The 19,643-nt window shown below is 59.6% G+C and carries 18 protein-coding genes and 1 tRNA gene; 11 read left to right on the top strand and 8 right to left on the bottom strand.

Annotated features, from left to right (window positions below):
- Positions 1 to 4 precede the first annotated feature (4 nt).
- From secD to queA, 4 genes are all read right to left on the bottom strand, one after another.
- Positions 5 to 1,873, bottom strand: coding sequence for a protein translocase subunit SecD (gene secD, locus ACA052_RS04955; protein WP_497648656.1), 1,869 nt, complete (start codon positions 1,871 to 1,873; stop codon positions 5 to 7).
- Between the two features lie 63 nt (positions 1,874 to 1,936).
- Positions 1,937 to 2,275: a preprotein translocase subunit YajC gene (yajC, locus tag ACA052_RS04950; RefSeq protein ID WP_201193698.1), complete on the bottom strand. Its 339-nt coding sequence runs from the start codon at positions 2,273 to 2,275 to the stop codon at positions 1,937 to 1,939.
- A gap of 43 nt (positions 2,276 to 2,318) precedes the next feature.
- Positions 2,319 to 3,434: a tRNA guanosine(34) transglycosylase Tgt gene (tgt, locus tag ACA052_RS04945; protein WP_497650268.1), complete on the bottom strand. Its 1,116-nt coding sequence runs from the start codon at positions 3,432 to 3,434 to the stop codon at positions 2,319 to 2,321.
- Between the two features lie 5 nt (positions 3,435 to 3,439).
- The gene (gene queA / locus ACA052_RS04940; protein ID WP_064679573.1) at positions 3,440 to 4,489 is read right to left on the bottom strand and encodes a tRNA preQ1(34) S-adenosylmethionine ribosyltransferase-isomerase QueA; all 1,050 of its coding nucleotides are present in this window, start codon (positions 4,487 to 4,489) and stop codon (positions 3,440 to 3,442) included.
- Positions 4,490 to 4,596: 107 nt separating this feature from the next.
- On the opposite strand from queA, the gene ACA052_RS04935 reads away from it, so the two are divergent.
- The 3 genes from ACA052_RS04935 to ACA052_RS04925 all read left to right on the top strand — a co-directional run bounded on the left by ACA052_RS04935 (position 4,597) and on the right by ACA052_RS04925 (position 5,841).
- Positions 4,597 to 4,681, top strand: a tRNA-Leu gene (locus ACA052_RS04935).
- A 182-nt stretch (positions 4,682 to 4,863) separates the two neighbouring features.
- Positions 4,864 to 5,193 carry a hypothetical protein gene (locus ACA052_RS04930; RefSeq protein WP_497648655.1) on the top strand — a complete coding sequence of 110 codons (330 nt, stop codon included), beginning with the start codon at positions 4,864 to 4,866 and terminating at the stop codon, positions 5,191 to 5,193.
- A gap of 147 nt (positions 5,194 to 5,340) precedes the next feature.
- Complete coding sequence (locus ACA052_RS04925; RefSeq protein ID WP_497648654.1) at positions 5,341 to 5,841, top strand: DUF3916 domain-containing protein; 501 nt, start codon at positions 5,341 to 5,343, stop codon at positions 5,839 to 5,841.
- 366 nt (positions 5,842 to 6,207) lie between these two features.
- Here ACA052_RS04925 and ACA052_RS04920 read toward each other — a convergent pair whose 3' ends face one another.
- On the bottom strand, positions 6,208 to 6,576 hold the full coding sequence (locus tag ACA052_RS04920; protein WP_497648653.1) for a PH domain-containing protein: 369 nt from the start codon (positions 6,574 to 6,576) through the stop codon (positions 6,208 to 6,210).
- A 490-nt stretch (positions 6,577 to 7,066) separates the two neighbouring features.
- Here ACA052_RS04920 and ACA052_RS04915 point away from each other — a divergent pair, with 490 nt between their 5' ends.
- From ACA052_RS04915 to ACA052_RS04890, 6 genes are all read left to right on the top strand, one after another.
- On the top strand, positions 7,067 to 7,543 hold the full coding sequence (locus ACA052_RS04915; protein ID WP_077431299.1) for a formate dehydrogenase subunit gamma: 477 nt from the start codon (positions 7,067 to 7,069) through the stop codon (positions 7,541 to 7,543).
- Positions 7,540 to 9,102: a formate dehydrogenase beta subunit gene (locus tag ACA052_RS04910; protein ID WP_497648652.1), complete on the top strand. Its 1,563-nt coding sequence runs from the start codon at positions 7,540 to 7,542 to the stop codon at positions 9,100 to 9,102. Before ACA052_RS04915 ends, ACA052_RS04910 begins: the two co-directional genes overlap by 4 nt.
- Complete coding sequence (gene fdhF, locus ACA052_RS04905) at positions 9,099 to 11,972, top strand: formate dehydrogenase subunit alpha (protein WP_497648651.1); 2,874 nt, start codon at positions 9,099 to 9,101, stop codon at positions 11,970 to 11,972. The genes ACA052_RS04910 and fdhF overlap by 4 nt, the downstream gene beginning before the upstream one ends.
- Positions 11,969 to 12,190, top strand: a complete 222-nt coding sequence (locus ACA052_RS04900) for a formate dehydrogenase subunit delta (protein WP_497648650.1) — start codon at positions 11,969 to 11,971, stop codon at positions 12,188 to 12,190. The genes fdhF and ACA052_RS04900 overlap by 4 nt, the downstream gene beginning before the upstream one ends.
- Before the next feature lie 382 nt (positions 12,191 to 12,572).
- Positions 12,573 to 13,097: a P-loop NTPase family protein gene (locus ACA052_RS04895; RefSeq protein ID WP_497648649.1), complete on the top strand. Its 525-nt coding sequence runs from the start codon at positions 12,573 to 12,575 to the stop codon at positions 13,095 to 13,097.
- A 41-nt stretch (positions 13,098 to 13,138) separates the two neighbouring features.
- Positions 13,139 to 13,717: a DedA family protein gene (locus ACA052_RS04890; protein ID WP_497648648.1), complete on the top strand. Its 579-nt coding sequence runs from the start codon at positions 13,139 to 13,141 to the stop codon at positions 13,715 to 13,717.
- A 114-nt stretch (positions 13,718 to 13,831) separates the two neighbouring features.
- On the opposite strand, the gene ACA052_RS04885 is transcribed toward ACA052_RS04890, so the two are convergent.
- A complete protein-coding gene (locus ACA052_RS04885; RefSeq protein ID WP_497648647.1) occupies positions 13,832 to 15,007 on the bottom strand; it encodes an aspartate aminotransferase family protein in 1,176 nt (391 codons plus the stop codon).
- Positions 15,008 to 15,109: 102 nt separating this feature from the next.
- Here ACA052_RS04885 and ACA052_RS04880 point away from each other — a divergent pair, with 102 nt between their 5' ends.
- Together ACA052_RS04880 and ACA052_RS04875 are read left to right on the top strand one after the other, a co-directional pair.
- The gene (locus tag ACA052_RS04880) at positions 15,110 to 16,015 is read left to right on the top strand and encodes a LysR family transcriptional regulator (RefSeq protein ID WP_497648646.1); all 906 of its coding nucleotides are present in this window, start codon (positions 15,110 to 15,112) and stop codon (positions 16,013 to 16,015) included.
- Positions 16,016 to 16,090: 75 nt separating this feature from the next.
- Positions 16,091 to 17,104 (top strand): sensor domain-containing diguanylate cyclase, encoded by a 1,014-nt coding sequence (locus ACA052_RS04875; RefSeq protein WP_497648645.1) that lies wholly within the window; start codon positions 16,091 to 16,093, stop codon positions 17,102 to 17,104.
- Between the two features lie 24 nt (positions 17,105 to 17,128).
- On the opposite strand, the gene msrA is transcribed toward ACA052_RS04875, so the two are convergent.
- The gene (gene msrA / locus ACA052_RS04870) at positions 17,129 to 17,833 is read right to left on the bottom strand and encodes a peptide-methionine (S)-S-oxide reductase MsrA (protein WP_497648644.1); all 705 of its coding nucleotides are present in this window, start codon (positions 17,831 to 17,833) and stop codon (positions 17,129 to 17,131) included.
- A 30-nt stretch (positions 17,834 to 17,863) separates the two neighbouring features.
- Positions 17,864 to 19,639: a cytochrome c biogenesis protein DipZ gene (locus ACA052_RS04865; protein WP_497648643.1), complete on the bottom strand. Its 1,776-nt coding sequence runs from the start codon at positions 19,637 to 19,639 to the stop codon at positions 17,864 to 17,866.
- Positions 19,640 to 19,643: the final 4 nt, after the last annotated feature.

Below are 19,643 nucleotides of genomic sequence, written 5' to 3'. Positions count from 1 at the left end.
CCCCTTAAATCCACAACTTCTTGAAGTCACGACCGCCGAAGATCAGGTTGACCATCGCGCGGGTCACCATGATGGCCGTGAACATCGAGGTAAAGATCCCGAGGGACATGGTCACTGCGAAACCTTTGACCGGTCCGGTGCCCATCGCAAAGAGAATCCCGCCGACCAACAACGTTGTCAGGTTGGCGTCGAGAATCGCGGTGAATGCCCGGCCGAAGCCTTCGTTGATTGCCCGTTGTACGGTCATGCCCGCCGCGATCTCTTCACGAATCCGCGAGAAGATCAGAACGTTGGCGTCGACCGCCATGCCCATGGTCAATACGATACCGGCGATACCCGGCAGGGTCAGTGTTGCACCCAGCAGCGACATCAAGGCCAGCAACAACACCATGTTCACCGCCAGCGCGACGGTGGCAATGATGCCGAAGAAGCGGTAGATGGCGATGATGAACAGCGAGACAAACAGCATGCCCCACAGCGATGCATCGATACCCTTGGTGATGTTGTCGGCACCCAGGCTCGGGCCAATGGTGCGCTCTTCAGCGAAATACATTGGCGCAGCCAGACCACCGGCACGCAACAGCAGCGCCAGTTCGGACGACTCGCCCTGACCGTTCAGGCCAGTGATGCGGAACTGGGCACCCAGCGGCGACTGAATGGTCGCCAGGCTGATGATCTTCTTCTCTTCTTTAAACGTCTGGACCGGCACGTCTTTCTCGACGCCGTTAACCACTTGCTTGACGTAAGTGGTAACCGGACGCTGCTCGATAAAGATCACGGCCATGCTGCGACCGACGTTGCTGCGAGTCGCACGACTCATCAGCTCGCCACCATGACCATCCAGACGAATGTTCACTTCTGGCGTGCCGTGTTCGCCGAAGCCAGCCTTGGCGTCAGTTACCTGGTCACCGGTGATGATCAGGCCACGCTCAATCTGTGCCGGCGGACGCTTGCCTTCACGGAACTCGAAGGTTTCGGAAGTGGCTTTCGAAGCACCCGGCTCAGCAGCCAGACGGAACTCAAGGTTGGCCGTCTTGCCGAGGATACGCTTGGCTTCTGCGGTGTCCTGTACGCCCGGCAGCTCAACCACAATGCGGTTGGCGCCCTGACGCTGAACGATCGGTTCGGCAACACCCAGCTCGTTGACGCGGTTACGTACCGTGGTCAAGTTCTGCTTGATGGAGTATTCACGGATTTCCGCCAGCTTGGCCGGGGTCATCGCCAGACGCAGCACCGCCTGACCATTGAGGTCGGCCGGAACAATGTCGAAATCGTTGAAGCTCTTGCGGATCAGTGCGCGGGCCTGTTCGCGGGAAGCTTCATCACTGAAACCCAGCTGAATGGCACCGTTGAGTTGCGGCAGGCTGCGATAGCGCAGTTTCTCTTTACGCAACAGGCTCTTCACATCGCCTTCATACACTTTCAAGCGTGCGTCGAGGGCTTTGTCCATGTCCACTTCCAGCAGGAAGTGCACACCACCGGATAAGTCCAGACCCAGCTTCATCGGGTGCGCGCCAAGGCTGCGCAGCCATTGCGGCGTGGTTTGTGCCAGGTTCAGTGCAACGACATAGTCGTCACCCAATGCCTTGCGCACGACGTCCTTGGCCGGCAGCTGGTCTTCGGCCTTGGTCAGGCGAATCAAACCGCCCTTGCCGTTGGCAGCCAAAGTAGCCGCCTTGACGTTGATCCCGGATTCCCTGAGCGCCGTGCTCACACGATCCAGATCAGCCTGATTGACCAACAGCGCAGTACTGGCACCACTGACCTGAATGGCCGGGTCATCAGGATATAAATTGGGAGCGGAATAAATCAGACCGACCGCCAGCACCGCCAGGATCAGAATGTATTTCCACAGAGGGTATTTGTTCAGCATCACGCCGCCCGCTTATGACGCGGGGCGCCTTGCGCGCCCCGTCGATTGAGTAGAAGTTGAAACTTAGATCGCTTTTAGCGTGCCTTTTGGCAGCGTGGCGGCAATGGCGCCCTTCTGGAATTTCATTTCGACGGTGTCGGAAACTTCCAGAACAACGAAATCGTCTGCCACTTTAGTGATCTTGCCGGCGATACCACCGGTGGTCACAACTTCATCGCCTTTCTGCAGGCTGCCCAACAGGTTCTTCTGTTCTTTGGCGCGCTTGGCCTGTGGACGCCAGATCATCAGGTAGAAGATGACCAGGAAGCCGACCAGGAAAATCCACTCAAAGCCGCCGCCCATAGGGCCTGCAGCTGCGGGTGCAGCACCATCGGCCATGGCATTAGAGATAAAAAAGCTCATTTAGCACTCCAGTTGCAAATGTTGAATCTTGGGGTCAGAAAACTCAGTCCAAAGGCGGAACAGGTAACCCGCGTTTGGCGTAGAAGGCATCGACAAAGGCGGCCAATGTACCCTGTTGAATAGCCTCGCGCAAACCAGCCATAAGCACTTGATAATGACGCAAGTTATGGATGGTATTGAGCATGCTTCCCAGCATTTCGCCGCACTTGTCCAGGTGGTGCAGATAAGCACGGGAGAAGTTCTGGCAGGTATAGCAATCGCAGGTCGGATCGAGCGGCGAATCATCATGGCGATGGAACGCGTTACGGATCTTCAGCACGCCTGTATCAATGAACAGATGCCCATTGCGGGCATTACGGGTTGGCATCACGCAATCGAACATGTCCACACCGCGGCGCACACCCTCAACCAGATCTTCCGGTTTGCCAACGCCCATAAGGTAACGAGGTTTGTCAGCCGGCATCTGGCCCGGCAGGTAATCCAGCACCTTAATCATCTCGTGCTTGGGCTCGCCCACCGACAGACCGCCGATGGCCAGGCCATCAAAGCCGATCTTGTCGAGGCCTTCCAGGGAGCGCATGCGCAAATCCTGGTGCATGCCGCCCTGAACGATGCCGAACAGCGCCGCCGTGTTTTCGCCATGCGCTTCTTTCGAACGCTTGGCCCAACGCAACGACAACTCCATGGAAATACGCGCGACGTCTTCGTCAGCCGGGTACGGCGTGCATTCGTCGAAAATCATCACGATGTCCGAGCCCAGGTCACGCTGGACCTGCATCGACTCTTCCGGCCCCATGAACACTTTGGCGCCATCAACCGGAGAGGCGAAGGTCACGCCCTCCTCCTTGATCTTACGCATCGCCCCCAGGCTGAACACCTGAAAACCGCCGGAGTCTGTAAGAATCGGGCCTTTCCACTGCATGAAATCGTGCAGGTCGCCGTGCTTCTTGATCACTTCGGTGCCAGGACGCAGCCACAGGTGGAAAGTGTTACCCAGAATGATTTCCGCGCCCGTGGCGGTGATATCCCGCGGCAACATGCCCTTGACCGTGCCGTACGTGCCCACCGGCATGAAGGCCGGGGTCTCGACGGTACCGCGCGGGAAGGTCAAACGACCGCGACGAGCCTTGCCGTCAGTGGCCAGCAGTTCAAACGACATACGACTCATACTGTTTCCTCAGGGCCGCGTGGCGCCGGATTACGGGTGATAAACATCGCATCACCGTAGCTGAAAAAGCGGTAACCATGCTCCACCGCTGCTTTATAGGCAGCCATGGCTTCGGGATAACCGGCGAACGCCGAAACCAGCATCAACAGCGTGGATTCGGGCAAATGGAAGTTGGTGACCAAGGCATCGACCACATGAAACGGCCGCCCCGGGTAGATAAAGATATCGGTGTCACCACTGAACGGCTTGAGCACGCCATCGCGCGCGGCACTTTCCAGGGAACGCACGCTGGTGGTCCCCACCGCCACCACACGACCACCGCGAGCGCGGCAAGCGGCAACGGCATCCACCACGTCCTGGCCGACTTCCAGCCATTCGCTGTGCATGTGGTGGTCTTCAATCTTCTCGACCCGCACTGGCTGGAACGTGCCCGCACCGACGTGCAAGGTCACGAACGCCGTCTCGACGCCCTTGGCGGCAATCGCCTCCATCAGCGGCTGATCGAAATGCAGCCCCGCCGTCGGCGCCGCCACCGCGCCCAAGCGCTCGGCGTACACCGTCTGATAACGCTCGCGGTCCGAGCCTTCATCCGGGCGATCTATATAAGGAGGCAACGGCATGTGCCCGACGCGGTCGAGCAGCGGCAGCACTTCTTCGGCAAACCCCAGTTCGAACAACGCATCGTGCCGCGCGAGCATCTCGGCTTCGCCACCGCCGTCGATCAGGATCTTCGATCCCGGCTTGGGCGACTTGCTGGAACGCACATGCGCCAGCACGCGATGACTGTCGAGCACCCGCTCCACCAGGATTTCCAGCTTGCCGCCGGAAGCCTTCTGGCCAAACAGTCGCGCCGGAATCACCCGGGTATTGTTGAACACCATCAAATCGCCGGGACGCAAATGCTCCAGCAAATCAGTGAATTGACGGTGTGCCAGGGCGCCGCTGACCCCATCAAGGGTCAACAGGCGACTATTGCGACGCTCGGCCAAAGGATGGCGGGCGATCAGCGAATCAGGGAGCTCGAAGGTAAAGTCAGCAACGCGCATGATGGGGTTCGTCTAGCAGGGCCGGGAAGTCTAGCGGAAATATCAAAAATTCTCCATGTACCTGATTGACCGACGGTTATCTCATCTCTATACTTCGCCGCCATTGAGCCCTGATGGCGGAATTGGTAGACGCGGCGGATTCAAAATCCGTTTTCGAAAGGAGTGGGAGTTCGAGTCTCCCTCGGGGCACCAAAATTAAGAAAGGTCTTGCTTAGCAAGGCCTTTTTTTTCGCCTATAGAAAAGCCACCCCGCCCACAGCGATCCTGGCGATCCCGGCGATCCTGTAGGAGCTGCCGAAGGCTGCGATCTTTTGATCTTGCTTTCCCACACCACACCCCGAAACCGCTTAGCTAACGAATCAAGGATTCACTCAATGGAATTGCCACTGGAAACCGTTGCCCTTTTCGCCCTTAAGCTGGCTTATGAAACAGAAGATTCAAGTCCGATTCTGCGGGACGATCCGATCATGAGCGATTACGAGCGGGAGGTATTTGGCTTGCTGGTGCGCCGGGATGATGTCGAGGGTATTCAGTTTAGAGTGGCGCACTGTGTAGGTCTGGCGCTGGACGCCATAGGCGGGGCTGACACGCCGCTAGGGCGTGAGCTGCAACGGCTATCAGATGATTTCAGCAATGCGCGGACAATGGAGCAGCTTGATGCGCCACTCATTGCGCTCAAGGATTACCTGAAAGACATTCTATGAACGACCAGGTCAGGGCAAATTTGGTAACCCTTTACACCGACTAGTAGTGGCTGGGGTCTTGGCTGATATGGAAATATATCTGTCCACTTTTCAATTGCGTCAGCAGACAGCAACGAAGGACTTTTTCGGCATTACAAGGACGTACCAATGCGGCAAATCGCCCTCAGCAACAAACAACTCAGAGGCATTCCCCGCCGGCTTCGCGCTCTGGAACGCTGGGCCTCCAGTTTTCGCGACGAGTTTTACCCGCGATCCGAACAGATGGAGCGCTACACACATTGGAAAATCCCGGCACACGAGGCATTAGTTCAAGGCCCTCAAGCCAGGATCGAAGTTCAAGCCTACTGCATTCAGCAGCTGCTCGAAGCCGCTAACCACCTGTCCAACGCCGCTGACCAATCACAGGGCTACTACCGGGTCGCTTGCCTATTGACGTGGCCATGGGTTCATCAGAGCGAGGTCACCGTCTTCTATGACCGGGATTATTATTTGGGTTTTCTTGGTAAAACTAATGCGCTCATGCCAGAGCGGATCAGTTGTGCACTTGCGTTGCACACACCAGCGAATTTCATCGAGCACGGGCATGACGTAACTCAAGATGACGATGAGATTGCAGTGCAGTGGTGGTGCATTGGGGAACCGGCTTGAGGGCTTTGGCGAGCAGGCTCGATGCGAAAGGGATTGCGTTGAGCTGACAGGCATCGCTTGGTCCCAATGCGCGGATAATAAACCTGTCCCCTTTTCTTATGAGTAAGGCTGTGGTGGACGATGTGATGAAGGTGTTGGAGCGGGAGCGGGCGGCGGCGACGTCTGGCGGGTAATGGCTGAAAAATTGTAGGAGCGAGCTTGCTCGCGATGGTCGCGATGGTCGCGATGGTCGCGATGGTCGCGATGGTCGCGAACGATAACGGGTTAAACCTGGTGTCCACGGTGCTCTTGAGCTTTTCGCGAGCAAGCTCGCTCCTACGTGAGTTGCGTGTTGCCCCGGGGGGGGCGGGGCTTTCAGTACTTAGGTCAAAGCAGATGCTGAGAAATCAGCTTTGAGATTTCCACCATCGAGGTCCTGCCGGTGAATTCGAATTTCACCTTTCCCAACGACGAGAAATAAATCTCCAGTTCGGAGTCCAGGTCGAACGTGCCCGAGGTTTCTACCGAGTACGCCACGATGTTTTTGTAGGGCAGCGAGGTGAAGTCTTTTTTGCTGCCGGTGAGGCCTTGGACGTTGACCGAGATGATGCGTTTGTTGGTAAACACCACGCCGTCGCGCATCGATTTGTAGGCGTCGATGACGTGCTCGCCATCGATCAAAAGGGCGGAAACGCGTTCGGCGTATTCGTCGTTTTGCTTGAGTTTGAAGAATCCTTTGTTGTTGAAATCAATCATCTGTCTTTCCCTGTTTTTCAAATGAACAGCTTGAGCACGACTTCATACCGTATCTCGATCGAGGTTGCAGAGCCAGCCCTACACCACCGGAGGAATTTCAGCTCATCTGCTCCCTAGAATTACTCACCGATCTGATGCTTCTTCTGACCTGCAATGCTTGATATACATCACTCATCGACAAGCCCGCAGGGCATTAGGTCGGTGAGTGAACGCCCTACGCCGCACTCATCTAGACTCAATGGATAGTCGTAGACAGAACCGAACACGTCGCTTTGGTGCAGTTTAATCAAAGGCAGCGTGGCAATCTGCTTTTCATGCCCAGAAAGAGGTGCGGCGAAGACCGCGCTGGGCACAACAAGATGCCCGCCAAGGGTGCCCTGGCCAACGGCCTGAAATTGCCACGATTCCGTGACGTGGTGTGAGTGCCGCAGCCGACACTTTCGGACGACCGACAACCGCCTGGTTTGTCCGTGACCGTGAGGAATGCTGTATGCCTGATGAGATGTTGCAATTGCCTATGGTCAATAGCGTGCTGGAGCGCCACAAGGGCTCTGCTGGTGCACTGTTGCCGATTCTTCATGAGATTCAGGCGGGCATCGGTTATATCCCCGACGCCGCCATCCCCGAGATTGCCCACGCCCTCAATCAGAGTCAGGCCGAGATTCGCGGGGTGATCAGCTTTTACCATGACTTCCGTACCGCGCCGCCGGCCCGGCATATCCTGCGTCTGTGCCGGGCGGAGTCGTGCAAGAGTCGCGGCGCCGAGCAGCTGGCCGCGCAGTTGCGCGAACGCCTGCAACTGGACGACCACGGCAGCAGCGCCGACGGCAGCATCAGTTTGCGCCCGGTGTATTGCCTCGGTGCCTGCGCCTGTTCGCCCGCGCTGGAGTTGGATGGCCGGGTGCATGCGCGGCTCAGCGCTGAGCGTCTCGATGCCTTGCTTGACGCTTGCCGGGAGGACGCATGATGCCGGCTCTTTATCTGCCCGCCGATTCGCTGGCCCGTGCCGTGGGTGCCGATGAGGTGGCCGTGGCTTTTATCACCCAGGCCCGGGAACGTAATCTGCCGCTGGTATTGCAGCGCACCAGTTCGCGCGGCTTGTATTGGCTGGAACCGCTGCTGGAAGTGGACAGCCCGCAAGGCCGGATCGGTTTCGGCCCGCTGACCGCTGCCGACGTGCCGTCCGTGCTCGAAGCGCTGCAAGGCGAGCCGTCCGCTCATCCGCTGGCCTTGGGCCTGGTGGAAGAGTTGCCTTATCTCAAGTCTCAACAACGCTTGCTGTTCGCCCGCGCCGGCATCACCCAGCCGCTGTCGCTGGACGATTACCGGGCCCACGGCGGTTTCGAGGGTTTAAACAGGGCCGTCACTATTGGCGGTGATGAAACCGCGACCGCGGTATTCGATTCAGGCCTGCGTGGCCGAGGCGGCGCGGCATTCCCGGCGGGGATCAAATGGCGCACGGTGCGCGCCACTGAGGCTGCGCAGAAATACATTGTGTGCAACGCCGACGAAGGCGACTCCGGCACCTTCGCCGATCGCATGTTGATGGAAGGTGATCCCTTCCTGCTGATCGAAGGCATGGCCATTGCCGGCATCACTGTCGGCGCCAGCTACGGTTACATCTATGTGCGCTCGGAATATCCACAGGCCGTCGCCACGTTAAACGAGGCGCTGGAGATTGCCCGGACCAACGGCTACCTCGGCGCCAATGTCGGCGGCAGCGGTCAGGCCTTCGACATGGAAGTACGTGTCGGTGCCGGCGCTTATATCTGCGGGGAAGAAACCGCGCTGCTGGACTCTCTGGAAGGCAAACGCGGAATCGTCCGCGCCAAGCCACCGATCCCTGCCTTGAAGGGCCTCTTCGGCCAACCGACCCTGGTGCACAACGTGCTGACCCTGGCCTCGGTGGCGCTGATTCTGGCCAAGGGTGCGCAGTTCTATCGTGATTACGGCATGGGCCGTTCCCTCGGCACTATGCCTTTCCAACTGGCGGGCAATATTCGTCACGGCGGCCTGGTGGAACGAGCCTTCGGCCTGACCCTGCGCGAACTGGTAGAAGACTACGGCGGCGGTACTGCCAGTGGCCGGCCGCTGAAGGCAGCTCAGGTTGGCGGCCCACTCGGAGCGTGGGTACCACCAAGTCAATTCGACACGCCGCTGGATTACGAAGCCTTCGCCGGCATCGGTGCGATGCTCGGTCACGGTGGTGTGGTGGTGGCGGACGACAGCCTGGACATGGCCCACATGGCGCGCTTCGCGTTGCAGTTCTGCGCCGAGGAATCCTGCGGCAAATGCACGCCGTGCCGCATCGGCTCGACCCGCGGCGTGGAGGTGATCGACCGCTTGCTGGCCGCACCTGATCAAAGCGGTCGTGATGAGCAGGCGATCATCCTCAAGGACCTGTGCGACACGATGCAATACGGTTCGCTGTGCGCCTTGGGCGGCATGGCCCCCTTTCCGGTCGTCAGCGCCCTCAAGTACTTCCCCGCCGACTTCGGTCTGCAAGCCTCGGAGGCCGACCAATGATCACCCTCTTCGACCCGAACACCGATATCGACCTGGGCACTCCGGCCCGCGAAAGCCAGGTGCAAATCACCCTGAACATCGACGGCCGCAGCATCAGCGTGCCCGAAGGCACCTCGGTGATGCGCGCCGCCGCACTGCTGGGCACCACCATTCCGAAACTGTGTGCCACCGACAGCCTGGAAGCCTTCGGCTCCTGCCGCATGTGTCTGGTAGAAATCGACGGCATGCGCGGTTATCCGGCGTCCTGCACCACGCCGGTTACTGAAGGCATGAGCGTGCACACCCAGACGCCGAAGCTCGCCACGCTGCGGCGCAACGTCATGGAGCTGTACATCTCCGATCACCCGCTGGACTGCCTGACCTGCTCGGCCAACGGCAATTGCGAACTGCAAACCGTCGCCGGCCAGGTTGGCCTGCGCGAGGTGCGTTACGGCTATGAAGGTGAGAACCATCTGGCCGACGCGAAGGACACATCCAACCCGTATTTCGACTACGACCCGAGCAAGTGCATCGTCTGCAACCGCTGCGTGCGCGCCTGCGAAGAAACCCAGGGCACCTTTGCCCTGACCATCACCGGACGCGGCTTCGAATCCCGGGTCGCGGCCGCCGGTGGCGAGAACTTCCTTGATTCGGAATGCGTGTCCTGCGGCGCCTGTGTGCAGGCTTGCCCGACCGCGACCCTGATGGAAAAAAGCGTGGTCGAACTGGGCCAACCTGAACGCAGCGTGATCACCACTTGCGCCTATTGCGGCGTGGGCTGCTCGTTCCGCGCCGAGATGAAAGGCGACAAGCTGGTGCGCATGGTTCCGGACAAGAACGGCCAGGCCAACCACGGGCATTCTTGCGTCAAAGGGCGCTTTGCCTGGGGCTACGCGACGCACCCGGATCGCATCACCAAGCCGATGATCCGCAAGCACATCAACGACCCTTGGCAGGAAGTCAGCTGGGATGAAGCGGTGACCTACGCCGCCAGCGAATTCCGCCGTTTGCAGCAAAAATACGGCCGCGATTCCATCGGTGGCATCACCTCCAGCCGCTGCACCAACGAAGAAACCTACCTGGTGCAAAAACTGGTGCGCGCTGCCTTCGGCAACAACAACGTCGACACCTGTGCGCGGGTCTGCCACTCGCCGACCGGCTATGGCTTGAAACAAACCCTTGGCGAGTCCGCCGGGACCCAGAGTTTCGACTCGGTGATGCAGGCCGACGTGATTCTGGTGATGGGCGCCAACCCCAGCGACGCCCACCCGGTGTTCGCTTCCCAGCTCAAACGCCGTTTGCGTGAAGGCGCACGGCTGATCGTCATCGACCCACGACGCATTGATCTGGTGGACTCGGTGCATGCCCGCGCCGACGTGCACCTGGCCCTGCGCCCGGGCACCAACGTCGCCATGCTCAATGCCCTGGCGCACGTCATCGTCACCGAAGGCTTGCTCGACCAGGCCTTCATCGACGCCCGTTGCGAGGGCAGCGATTTCGCCCGCTGGAGCGAGCTGGTCAGCCGCGCGGAAAATTCGCCGGAAGTGATTGGCGAGATTTGCGGCGTCGCCCCGGCCGAGATCCGTGCCGCCGCCCGGCTGTATGCCAGCGCCGGCAACGCGGCGATTTACTATGGGCTTGGCGTCACCGAGCACAGCCAGGGCAGCACGGCGGTCATGGGCATCGCCAACCTGGCCATGGCCACCGGCAACATCGGCCGCGAAGGCGTGGGCGTGAACCCGCTGCGTGGGCAGAACAACGTTCAGGGCTCCTGCGACATGGGCTCCTTTCCCCACGAGTTGCCCGGTTACCGACACATCTCCAACGAGGTGGTGCGGGCGCAATTCGAGCAGGCGTGGAACGTCACGCTGCAACCTGATCCGGGCCTGCGCATTCCCAACATGTTCGAAGCCGCTCTGGGCGGCAGCTTTAAAGGTTTGTATTGCCAAGGCGAAGACATTGCCCAGAGCGACCCCAATACCCAGCACGTCACAGCAGCCCTGTCGGCCATGGAATGCATCGTGGTGCAGGATATTTTCCTCAACGAAACCGCCAAGTTCGCCCATGTGTTCCTGCCGGGCAGTTCGTTCCTGGAAAAGGACGGCACCTTTACCAACGCCGAGCGGCGCATCTCTCGCGTGCGAAAAGTCATGGAGCCGCTGGGTGGCAAGGCTGACTGGGAAGGCACAGTGGCGCTGGCCAACGCGCTGGGTTACCCGATGAACTACCAGCACCCGTCGGACATCATGGATGAAATCGCCAGCCTGACGCCGACCTTCACCAACGTCAGCTATGCCGAACTGGATCGCCACGGCAGCCTGCAATGGCCGTGCAACGCCGCGGCACCGGATGGCACGCCGACCATGCACATCGACGAATTCGTGCGCGGCAAGGGCCGCTTCATGCTCACCGGTTACGTGCCCACCGAAGAAAAGGTCAACAATCGCTATCCCCTGCTGCTGACCACCGGGCGCATCCTCAGCCAGTACAACGTCGGCGCCCAGACCCGACGTACTGAAAACGTCGCCTGGCACGATGAAGACCGTCTGGAAATCCACCCGACCGATGCCGAGAGCCGTGGCATCAACGAAGGTGACTGGGTCGGCATCGGCAGCCGCGCCGGCCAGACCGTACTGCGTGCGCGGGTCACCGAACGGGTTGCCCCGGGCGTGGTGTACACCACGTTCCACTTCCCTGAATCGGGGGCCAACGTGATCACCACCGATAACTCCGACTGGGCCACCAACTGTCCGGAGTACAAGGTCACGGCCGTGGAGGTCAGCCGCGTTTACCACCCTTCGGAGTGGCAAAAACGCTTTCAGGAATTCAGCGACGAGCAGGACCGTCTGCTCAAGGATCGCCGTAAGGCGAAAGCGGAGGTACGCCGATGAGCACGGCCAACCTGATCAAGATGGTCAACCAGATCGCCCAGTATTTCGCCAGCGAACCGGACCAGAAACTGGCCGTGCTCGGCGTGCGTAATCATCTGCAGATGTACTGGACGCCCGGCATGCGCAAGGAGTTGCTGGCCTGGCAGACGGAACATCACGGGGCAGAGTTGCACCCGCTGGCGCAAGCGGCGGTCAGTGGCGCGGGGTGGGAGGCTTAGATTCGCACGAGCTCAAGATTGGCTGAAAAACCTGTGGGAGCGAGCCTGCTCGCGAGGCGGAGTGTCAGGCGAAAGGACAGCGACTGACACTCCGCTTTCGCGAGCAGGCTCGCTCCCACAGGGGTTGCGTGTTTTGACTGGCTTTTCGGGGTTACTCAATCTGAATCGGCCCCTTGGTCCCGGCATCACTGTCCGTCCAGTAGTCCTCCCCGGTCACGCGTCGATCACCTTGAATCGTGAAGGTGAGCTTGCCTAGGCGAAATTGCAGCGTGCCATCGGTGCGCCCAGACCTGCTCCTTGGCATTGATGCGGATGGTGGCGACGCGTCCTTAAGTAAGTTAGCGATTCCGAAGGCTCTTCCCGCGGCACTCCAGTGATGAAGATGAAAGTGAACACACCGCGCACCATGGACCGGTCCAGAACCCTGATCATCGGCAACTCGGGCTCGGGAAAAAGTTGGTTGGCCAAGCGGCTGGCGGAACACTTGCAAACAGCGTGGATAGACCTTGACCTGATTCACTGGCTGTCAGACGAACACAGCATCGCCCGTCCCCGGTCAGAAGCGCTGGCTATGGCGCGGATCGCGGCCGATGAAGAGCGTTGGGTGATCGAGGGCGTTTATGGCTGGATCGTCGGCGAACTGACCCACCGCGCAACGGCTTTGATCTGGCTGTGTATCGAAGACGAAAACTGCGTCGCCAATATTCGCCAGCGAGAACACAAACCGGACGATGACGCGTTACTGGTAGCGTTGCTGGAGTGGGCTGGCAGCTACCGTATTCGCGAAGACTGCAGTGGGTTTTCCGCGCATCAAGTAGTGTTCGAAGGGTTCAGCGGTTTAAAAATTAAACTCCTGGATCAAACCGAAATCACAGCATTTGCAACCACCACGCTACAAGCCGATTAGCCTCACGCCGCCCTCGTTGCTGGAAAGTTCTAGGAGCGCCCTTGTTCGAACACATGGATTTCAATTACCTGCTCGCCACTTATGGCTATTGGGCGGTGTTCTTTGGTTGTTTGCTGGAAGGCGAAACCATTCTGATCCTGGGTGGCATGGCCGCTCACCAGCACCTGTTGCAGCTATGGCCGGTGATTGGCTGGGCCAGTCTGGGCGGGATGTTTGGCGATCAACTGCTGTTCTGGAGCGGACGCTATTTCGGCGCACGACTATTACCGCGCCTGCAGCGCAAACAGGCAGCAATAGTTCGTGTGACGGGACTGATCACACGCTACCCGTCGACCTCGGTGTTTGCGGTGCGTTTTTTCTACGGCATGCGTTTGGTCGGGCCGATGGTGATTGGGGCCAGTGGCCTGTCACCCATACGATTTTCGTTACTGAATGCCCTGGGCGCGGTGGTGTGGGCAACGCTGTTTGCCAACGCCGGGTACTGGGCCGGCGAGGCGCTTGAAAGCATGTTGGGCAACCTCAAACCCTATCGCCTGCCGATTGCACTGGGGGTTTTGGTGTTGGCCGTGGTGATTGCGGTGATTCGATATTGGCGAGCCAAAGCCCGCTCCAAATTCTGAATCGTCCCGTGTAGGAGCTGCCGGAGGCTGCGATCTTTTGATCTTCAGCGATATCAGCCACGCTGAAAAATCAAGATCAAAAGATCGCAGCCTTCGGCAGCTCCTACTGGGGAGTCAGGCGGGGTTAAGCGCCCGGCAAATCCCTCTGACGATCATCTCCACTTCCCGCTCATCAATGGTCAGGGGTGGCAGCAGGCGGATGGTTTTGCCCCGGGTCACGTTGATCAGCAAGCCATGTTCCCGTGCGGCGATCAGGGTCAGGTCGCGAATCGGTTGTTTGAGTTCGATGCCGATCATCAGGCCTTGGCCGCGGATGGCCAGTACGTTCGAATTGTCCGCCAACTCCATGTGCAATCTGGCCAGCAGGCATTCGCCTTGAAGCTTGGCGTTTTCCAGCAGGCTTTGTTCTTCGATGATCTCCAGCACAGTGCAACCGACCCGGCACGCCAGTGGATTGCCACCGAACGTGCTGCCGTGGCTGCCGGGTGTGAACAGGTCCGCGGCTTTGCCCCGCGCCAGGCAGGCGCCGATGGGAATACCGTTGCCCAGGCCTTTGGCCAGGGTCATGACGTCCGGCACGATGCCTTCGTGCTGGAACGCAAACCACTGGCCGGTACGACCGATGCCGGTCTGGATCTCGTCGAGCATCAGTAGCCATCCGCGACGGTTGCACAGTTCGCGCACGGCTTTGAGGTAACCGGGTGGTGCCAGTTGTACGCCGCTTTCGCCCTGGATCGGCTCCATCAGGATTGCCACGATCCTTGGGCCGTGCGCCTGCTGCACGTAGTCCAATGCCTTGAGGTCACCGAACGGCACTTTGACGAAATCCCCCGGCAGTTCATTGAAACCCAGGCGTACCGCCGGGCCATCGCTGGCGGACAACGTGCCGAGGGTCCGGCCGTGGAAGGCGTTTTCCATGACCACCACCAGCGGTTGCCCGATGCCTTTGTGCCAGCCGTAAAGCCGCGCGAGTTTCAGTGCCGTCTCATTGGCCTCGGCGCCGGAGTTATTGAAAAATGCCCGCTCCATGCCCGCCAGCCGCGTCAGCTTCTGCGCCAGCCGCTGTTGCCAGTCGATGCTGTAGAGGTTGGACGTATGCAACAGCAAACCGGCCTGCTCGCTGATGGCCGCGACGATCCTGGGGTGAGAATGCCCGACATTGGTCACCGCCACGCCCGCCACCGCGTCCAGATATTCGCGACCGTTCTGATCCCACAGGCGCGTGCCCAGGCCTTTGCTGAAACTCAGGGCCAGCGGTTGGTAAGTGCTCATCAGGCAGGCAGCGGTCATGACATCAAGCTCCATCAATTATCGGTGTTTTTGCAGTATGGTTAGCCACCTAAGCTGGATAAACGCCGCTTTTCTTCAATCATTTTAAAGTTGGACTTGATAATGGATTTGTTCCAGGCAATGACCGTTTACGTCAAAGTGGTGGAAACCGGCAGCATGACGGCGGCCGCTTTCCAGTGTGAAATGTCCACCACGATGGTGGGAAATCATCTGCGAGCGCTGGAGCAACGTCTGGGAGTGCGCTTGCTCAACCGTACGACGCGGCGTCAGCGGCTGACGGAGTTCGGCACGGCCTACTATCAGCGCTGCCTCGAAGTGTTGGGGTTGGTGGCCGATTCCGAGCGCTTGGCCGAGCAGGCCCTCGACGAGCCCAGCGGCACCTTGCGCATCACCGCGCCGCTGACGTTTGGTACCGAAAAACTGGCGCCAGCGCTGAGTGAATTCAGCTTGCTGTGTCCTCGAGTCAAGCTGGACGTCGTCCTCAGCAACGGGCGCCCGGACCTGCTCGAAAACGGTTTAGACGCGGCGTTTCGTCTGGGCAATATCGAACAGACCAACCTTATTGCCCGTCCCCTCATCGATTACACCCTGACCATGTGCGCGTCACCGGAGTATTTGAGGCGTCGAGGCAATCCAAAAAAACCTGATGACTTGCGACACCACGACTGCCTGTCTTTTGCCTATCCGGCCGGCGATGACTGGCATTCGGTGGAAAAGGAGTGGCGCCTGACCGGACCCGAGGGCGAGGTCGCTGTAGCCGTCTCTGGCCCCATGTTGATCAACAGTTCGGCGGGACTGCATCAAGCGGCACGCACCGGCATGGGCATCGTGTTGTTGCCCGATGCCTTGGTTGAGCCAGACCTCAAGAGAGGAAAACTGGTGGCCTTGATGCAGGATTACTTGCCGCCGAGCCGGCCGATGAACCTGATGTATGCACAGGATCGCTATCGTTTGCCGAAACTACGCCGTTTCGTCGACTTCGCCCTGCAGATGTGGGGCAAGTACTAGCCGGCTCAATACCCCATGCACTAATCTCCACGACGGGCGGATTACTTTGATTTCAGAGCGGCAAGGAGAGCGGTGATGGATGAGACATCAAGTATCGAGCCGTTGAAGTTCAATCTGTCGGATATGAACGAAGACATGCTGCACACCATTATGGAGCTGGTCAGCGACGGCATCTGGGACTGGAATGCCAACACCGGGTTTGTCTACCGCAACCCGGGGTGGTACGAGATGCTCGGCTACGCAGCTCATTCCCTGGACAACTCAGTGTTCACCTGGGAAAACGTCATGCACCCGGACGATTATCCGCACGTCATGGCACTGTTCGATGACTACCTGAATCAACGAGCCCCACGCTACCAGGCTGAGTATCGCTGCCGAATGCAGGATGGCAGTTACACCTGGATCGAAGATCGCGGCTATGTGCTGGCGCGCAATGTCGACGGTTCGGTGGCACGGATGGTCGGGGCGCACCGCAGCATCGAAGACAAGAAGCGACTGCTCCAAGCGCTGGAACGACGCAATCACTCCCTCGAAGCCATCGTCGAGGAGCGTACGAGGGAGCTGTCTCGGGTCAATCAACAACTGCAGATTCAACTCGAAGAAAACCGCAAACTGGCGGAAACCGACGTACTGACATCCGTCGCCAATCGCTATCGCCTGGAAAAAGCCCTGCCTCAGGCCTGCGACCGTGCCCTGCGCTTCCGACAGCCGCTATCGGTCATCGCCATGGACATCGACGACTTCAAGAACATCAACGATCACTACGGCCATGCGTTGGGAGATGCGGCGTTGGTACAAGTTGTCGAGAGCGTGAAGCGGTGCGTGCGCGAAGGCGACCTTCTGGCCCGTTGGGGCGGTGACGAGTTCGTCGTCATCCTGCCCGATACTCTGTTGGCCGAGGCAAGAGCCCTCGCCGAGAGAATCCGTCACGGCCTCGCCAGTCTGGCGCCTGTGGGGGACTTTCAAGTCACCATGAGTTTCGGCGTGGTCCAGCGCTTTGAAGAAGAGCAGCAAACCGGACTGCTGGCCCGGGCTGATCAGGCGCTGTACCGGTCGAAGATCGCCGGCAAGAATGTAATTTCGGGTTGAGGGCTTGACCTCTTTCCCTCCTGCTTACATCGCCGCCTTCACCAGTACCGGTTTCTCCTGATACCGATCCGGATACAGCTGCTTTAACTGCGCCACTTTCGGTAGATCGTTGATCACGATGTACGGATAGGTCGGGTGCTCGGTCAGAAAGTCCTGGTGTTCCTCCTCCGCCGGGTAGAAACCGATGTAGGTTTCCAGTTTCGTGACAATGGGTTTGTTGAACGAATGCGCGGCATCGAGTTGGGCAATGTAGGCCTGAGCGACACGCTGCTGCTCACTGTTTTCCGTAAAAATCGCCGACCGGTACTGAGTGCCGCTGTCCGGCCCTTGGCGATTAAGTTCGGTCGGGTTGTGGGCCACCGAGAAGTAGATTTGCAGCAAGGTGCCGTAGCTGACCTGCGCGGGGTCGAACGTGACTTCGACCGATTCAGCATGTCCGGTATCGCCATCGCTGACCCGCTCATATCGAGCGGTGTTGGCCGCACCACCGGCATAACCGGAAACAGCTTTCTTCACGCCTTTGACATGCTGGAACACGCCCTGCACACCCCAGAAACAACCGCCGGCGAAGACGGCGGTTTCGCTGTGGGCCTGGGTGGTTTCGTCGAGGGCCGGTGGAGCGATGACGACCGCGTCTTCGGCGCCGAACGAGAACGCAGAGCATTGGCCGATGATACCGGCAGCGGCCAAACCCAATAGGGTGCGGCGCCAGGTGAATGGGGTTTTCATGAGGCTGACTCCTGAGTAGAGAATTGCTGATCAACCAAACGTAAAGGCATACGCCGACACACCCGGGTCGAGAAACTCGATGCTGAAGGTGCGGTCCGTTACGCCGCCGGACTGGCGCACCAATTGATACAACCGCTGTTCGGTCACGCTACCACTGCCATCGGGTGCCACGTCTGTACCGTGGGCATCGCCGGGAGCTTTCCCGTCAATCAGCACTTTGAAGCGCACCGGTTTGCCATCCGCGCCATGCCCGAGTACCAGATGCAGATCACGCGCGTGGAAGCGGTAAACGATGCGACTGCCCGGGCTGCTTGAAGTGGCCCGCTCCGAACCGACTTTCCACTGTCCGCCCAGGCTCCAGTCGTTGAGTGCCAATCGTGAGGGCGGGTTGTAGGTCGACGCTTTGTCCGGCACCAGGCCGGTTTCAGGCACGAAATGCTCAGCGCGCTGGAAGCCCACATACGTTTCCGGCGATTGCACTTCGTTCATGTCCGGCGCGAGCTGAACACCTTCGGCGCTGGCATTGATCAGGCCGTCCGCGACCTTCGCCGCGCCCGCTTCACGCAGCAGCTGCTGGATCACCCGTTCCGATTCGGCGTACTCGCCTTCACCGAAGTGGTGATAACGAATGCGTCCCTGAGCGTCGGCAAAATAGTGGGCCGGCCAGTATTCATTGTTGAAGGCACGCCAGATCTTGAAGTCGTTATCGATGGCCACCGGGTAGTGGATGCCAAGGTCTTTCATGGCCTTGGTGACATTGCCGACGTTGCGTTCGAAGGCAAACTCGGGCGCATGCACGCCGATCACCACCAGGCCCTGATCGCGATACTTTTCGGCCCAGGCTTTGACATAGGGAAGCGTGCGCAGGCAGTTGATGCAGGAGTAAGTCCAAAAATCCACCAGCACCACTTTGCCCTTCAACGCCTGGGCATCGAGCGGTGGCGAGTTGAGCCATTGCACGGCGCCGTCCAGCGGCGGAAGGTTGCCCTCCACCGGCAACGCGCCTGCTGCTTTGTCAGCCACTTTCAGTGTGCTGTCGGAGGCTGGATTCTGCGCCATCATCGTCCCGTTGCCGTTCGCTGACTTACCGGCCAATCGGCTCACTAGCGCCTGCTCGATTCCACCGGTAGACGCGGTCGAAAACTGCGCCAGAATCCCGGTATCCAGCCCCAGCGCAATCGCCGCCACACCGGCCAGCATCGCCGCGCCCAGACCTCGACGGACCCATTCGCCAGCGCCGATGGAGCGCTTCATTGCGGCGAACACTTTACCGCCCAACAGCAGCGCCACGGCAAGCGAGGTGGCGGCGCCCGCCGCGTAGGCCAGCAGCAATAACGTGGTCGCGACACTCGCCCCTTGCAACGCCGCGCCGGTCAGTAGCAGGCCCAGAATCGGCCCGGCGCATGGCGCCCAGAGCAGGCCGGTGGCGACGCCGATCAGGAACGACGCACCAGGACGCGGCCGAGCATCGGCGCCCGCGGCTTCCGACAGTCGACTGCCCGCCGCCACCAGCGGTCGGGTCAATCGATCGGCCAATCGCGGCAGCAACAGCGTCAACCCGAACAGAGCGACAAACACCAAAGCGAGCCAGCGACCGTACTGATTGAGTTGCACCACCCAACCGCCGCCCACCGCTGCCAACGTGGCGACTAGCGCGAACGTGATCGCCATCCCCGCCAACAGCGGCAAACCGCTTTTCACGAACGGCTGCCCGGTGCGGGCGAAGACAAAAGGCAATACCGGCAGGATGCACGGGCTGACAATCGTCAACACTCCACCGAGATACGCGAGTACCAGAAGCCACATAGTG

Source organism: Pseudomonas sp. LBUM1644 (assembly GCF_059716195.1).
The sequence above is the reverse complement of the archived record's forward strand: the minus strand, read 5'-3'. Positions and strand labels throughout refer to the sequence as shown.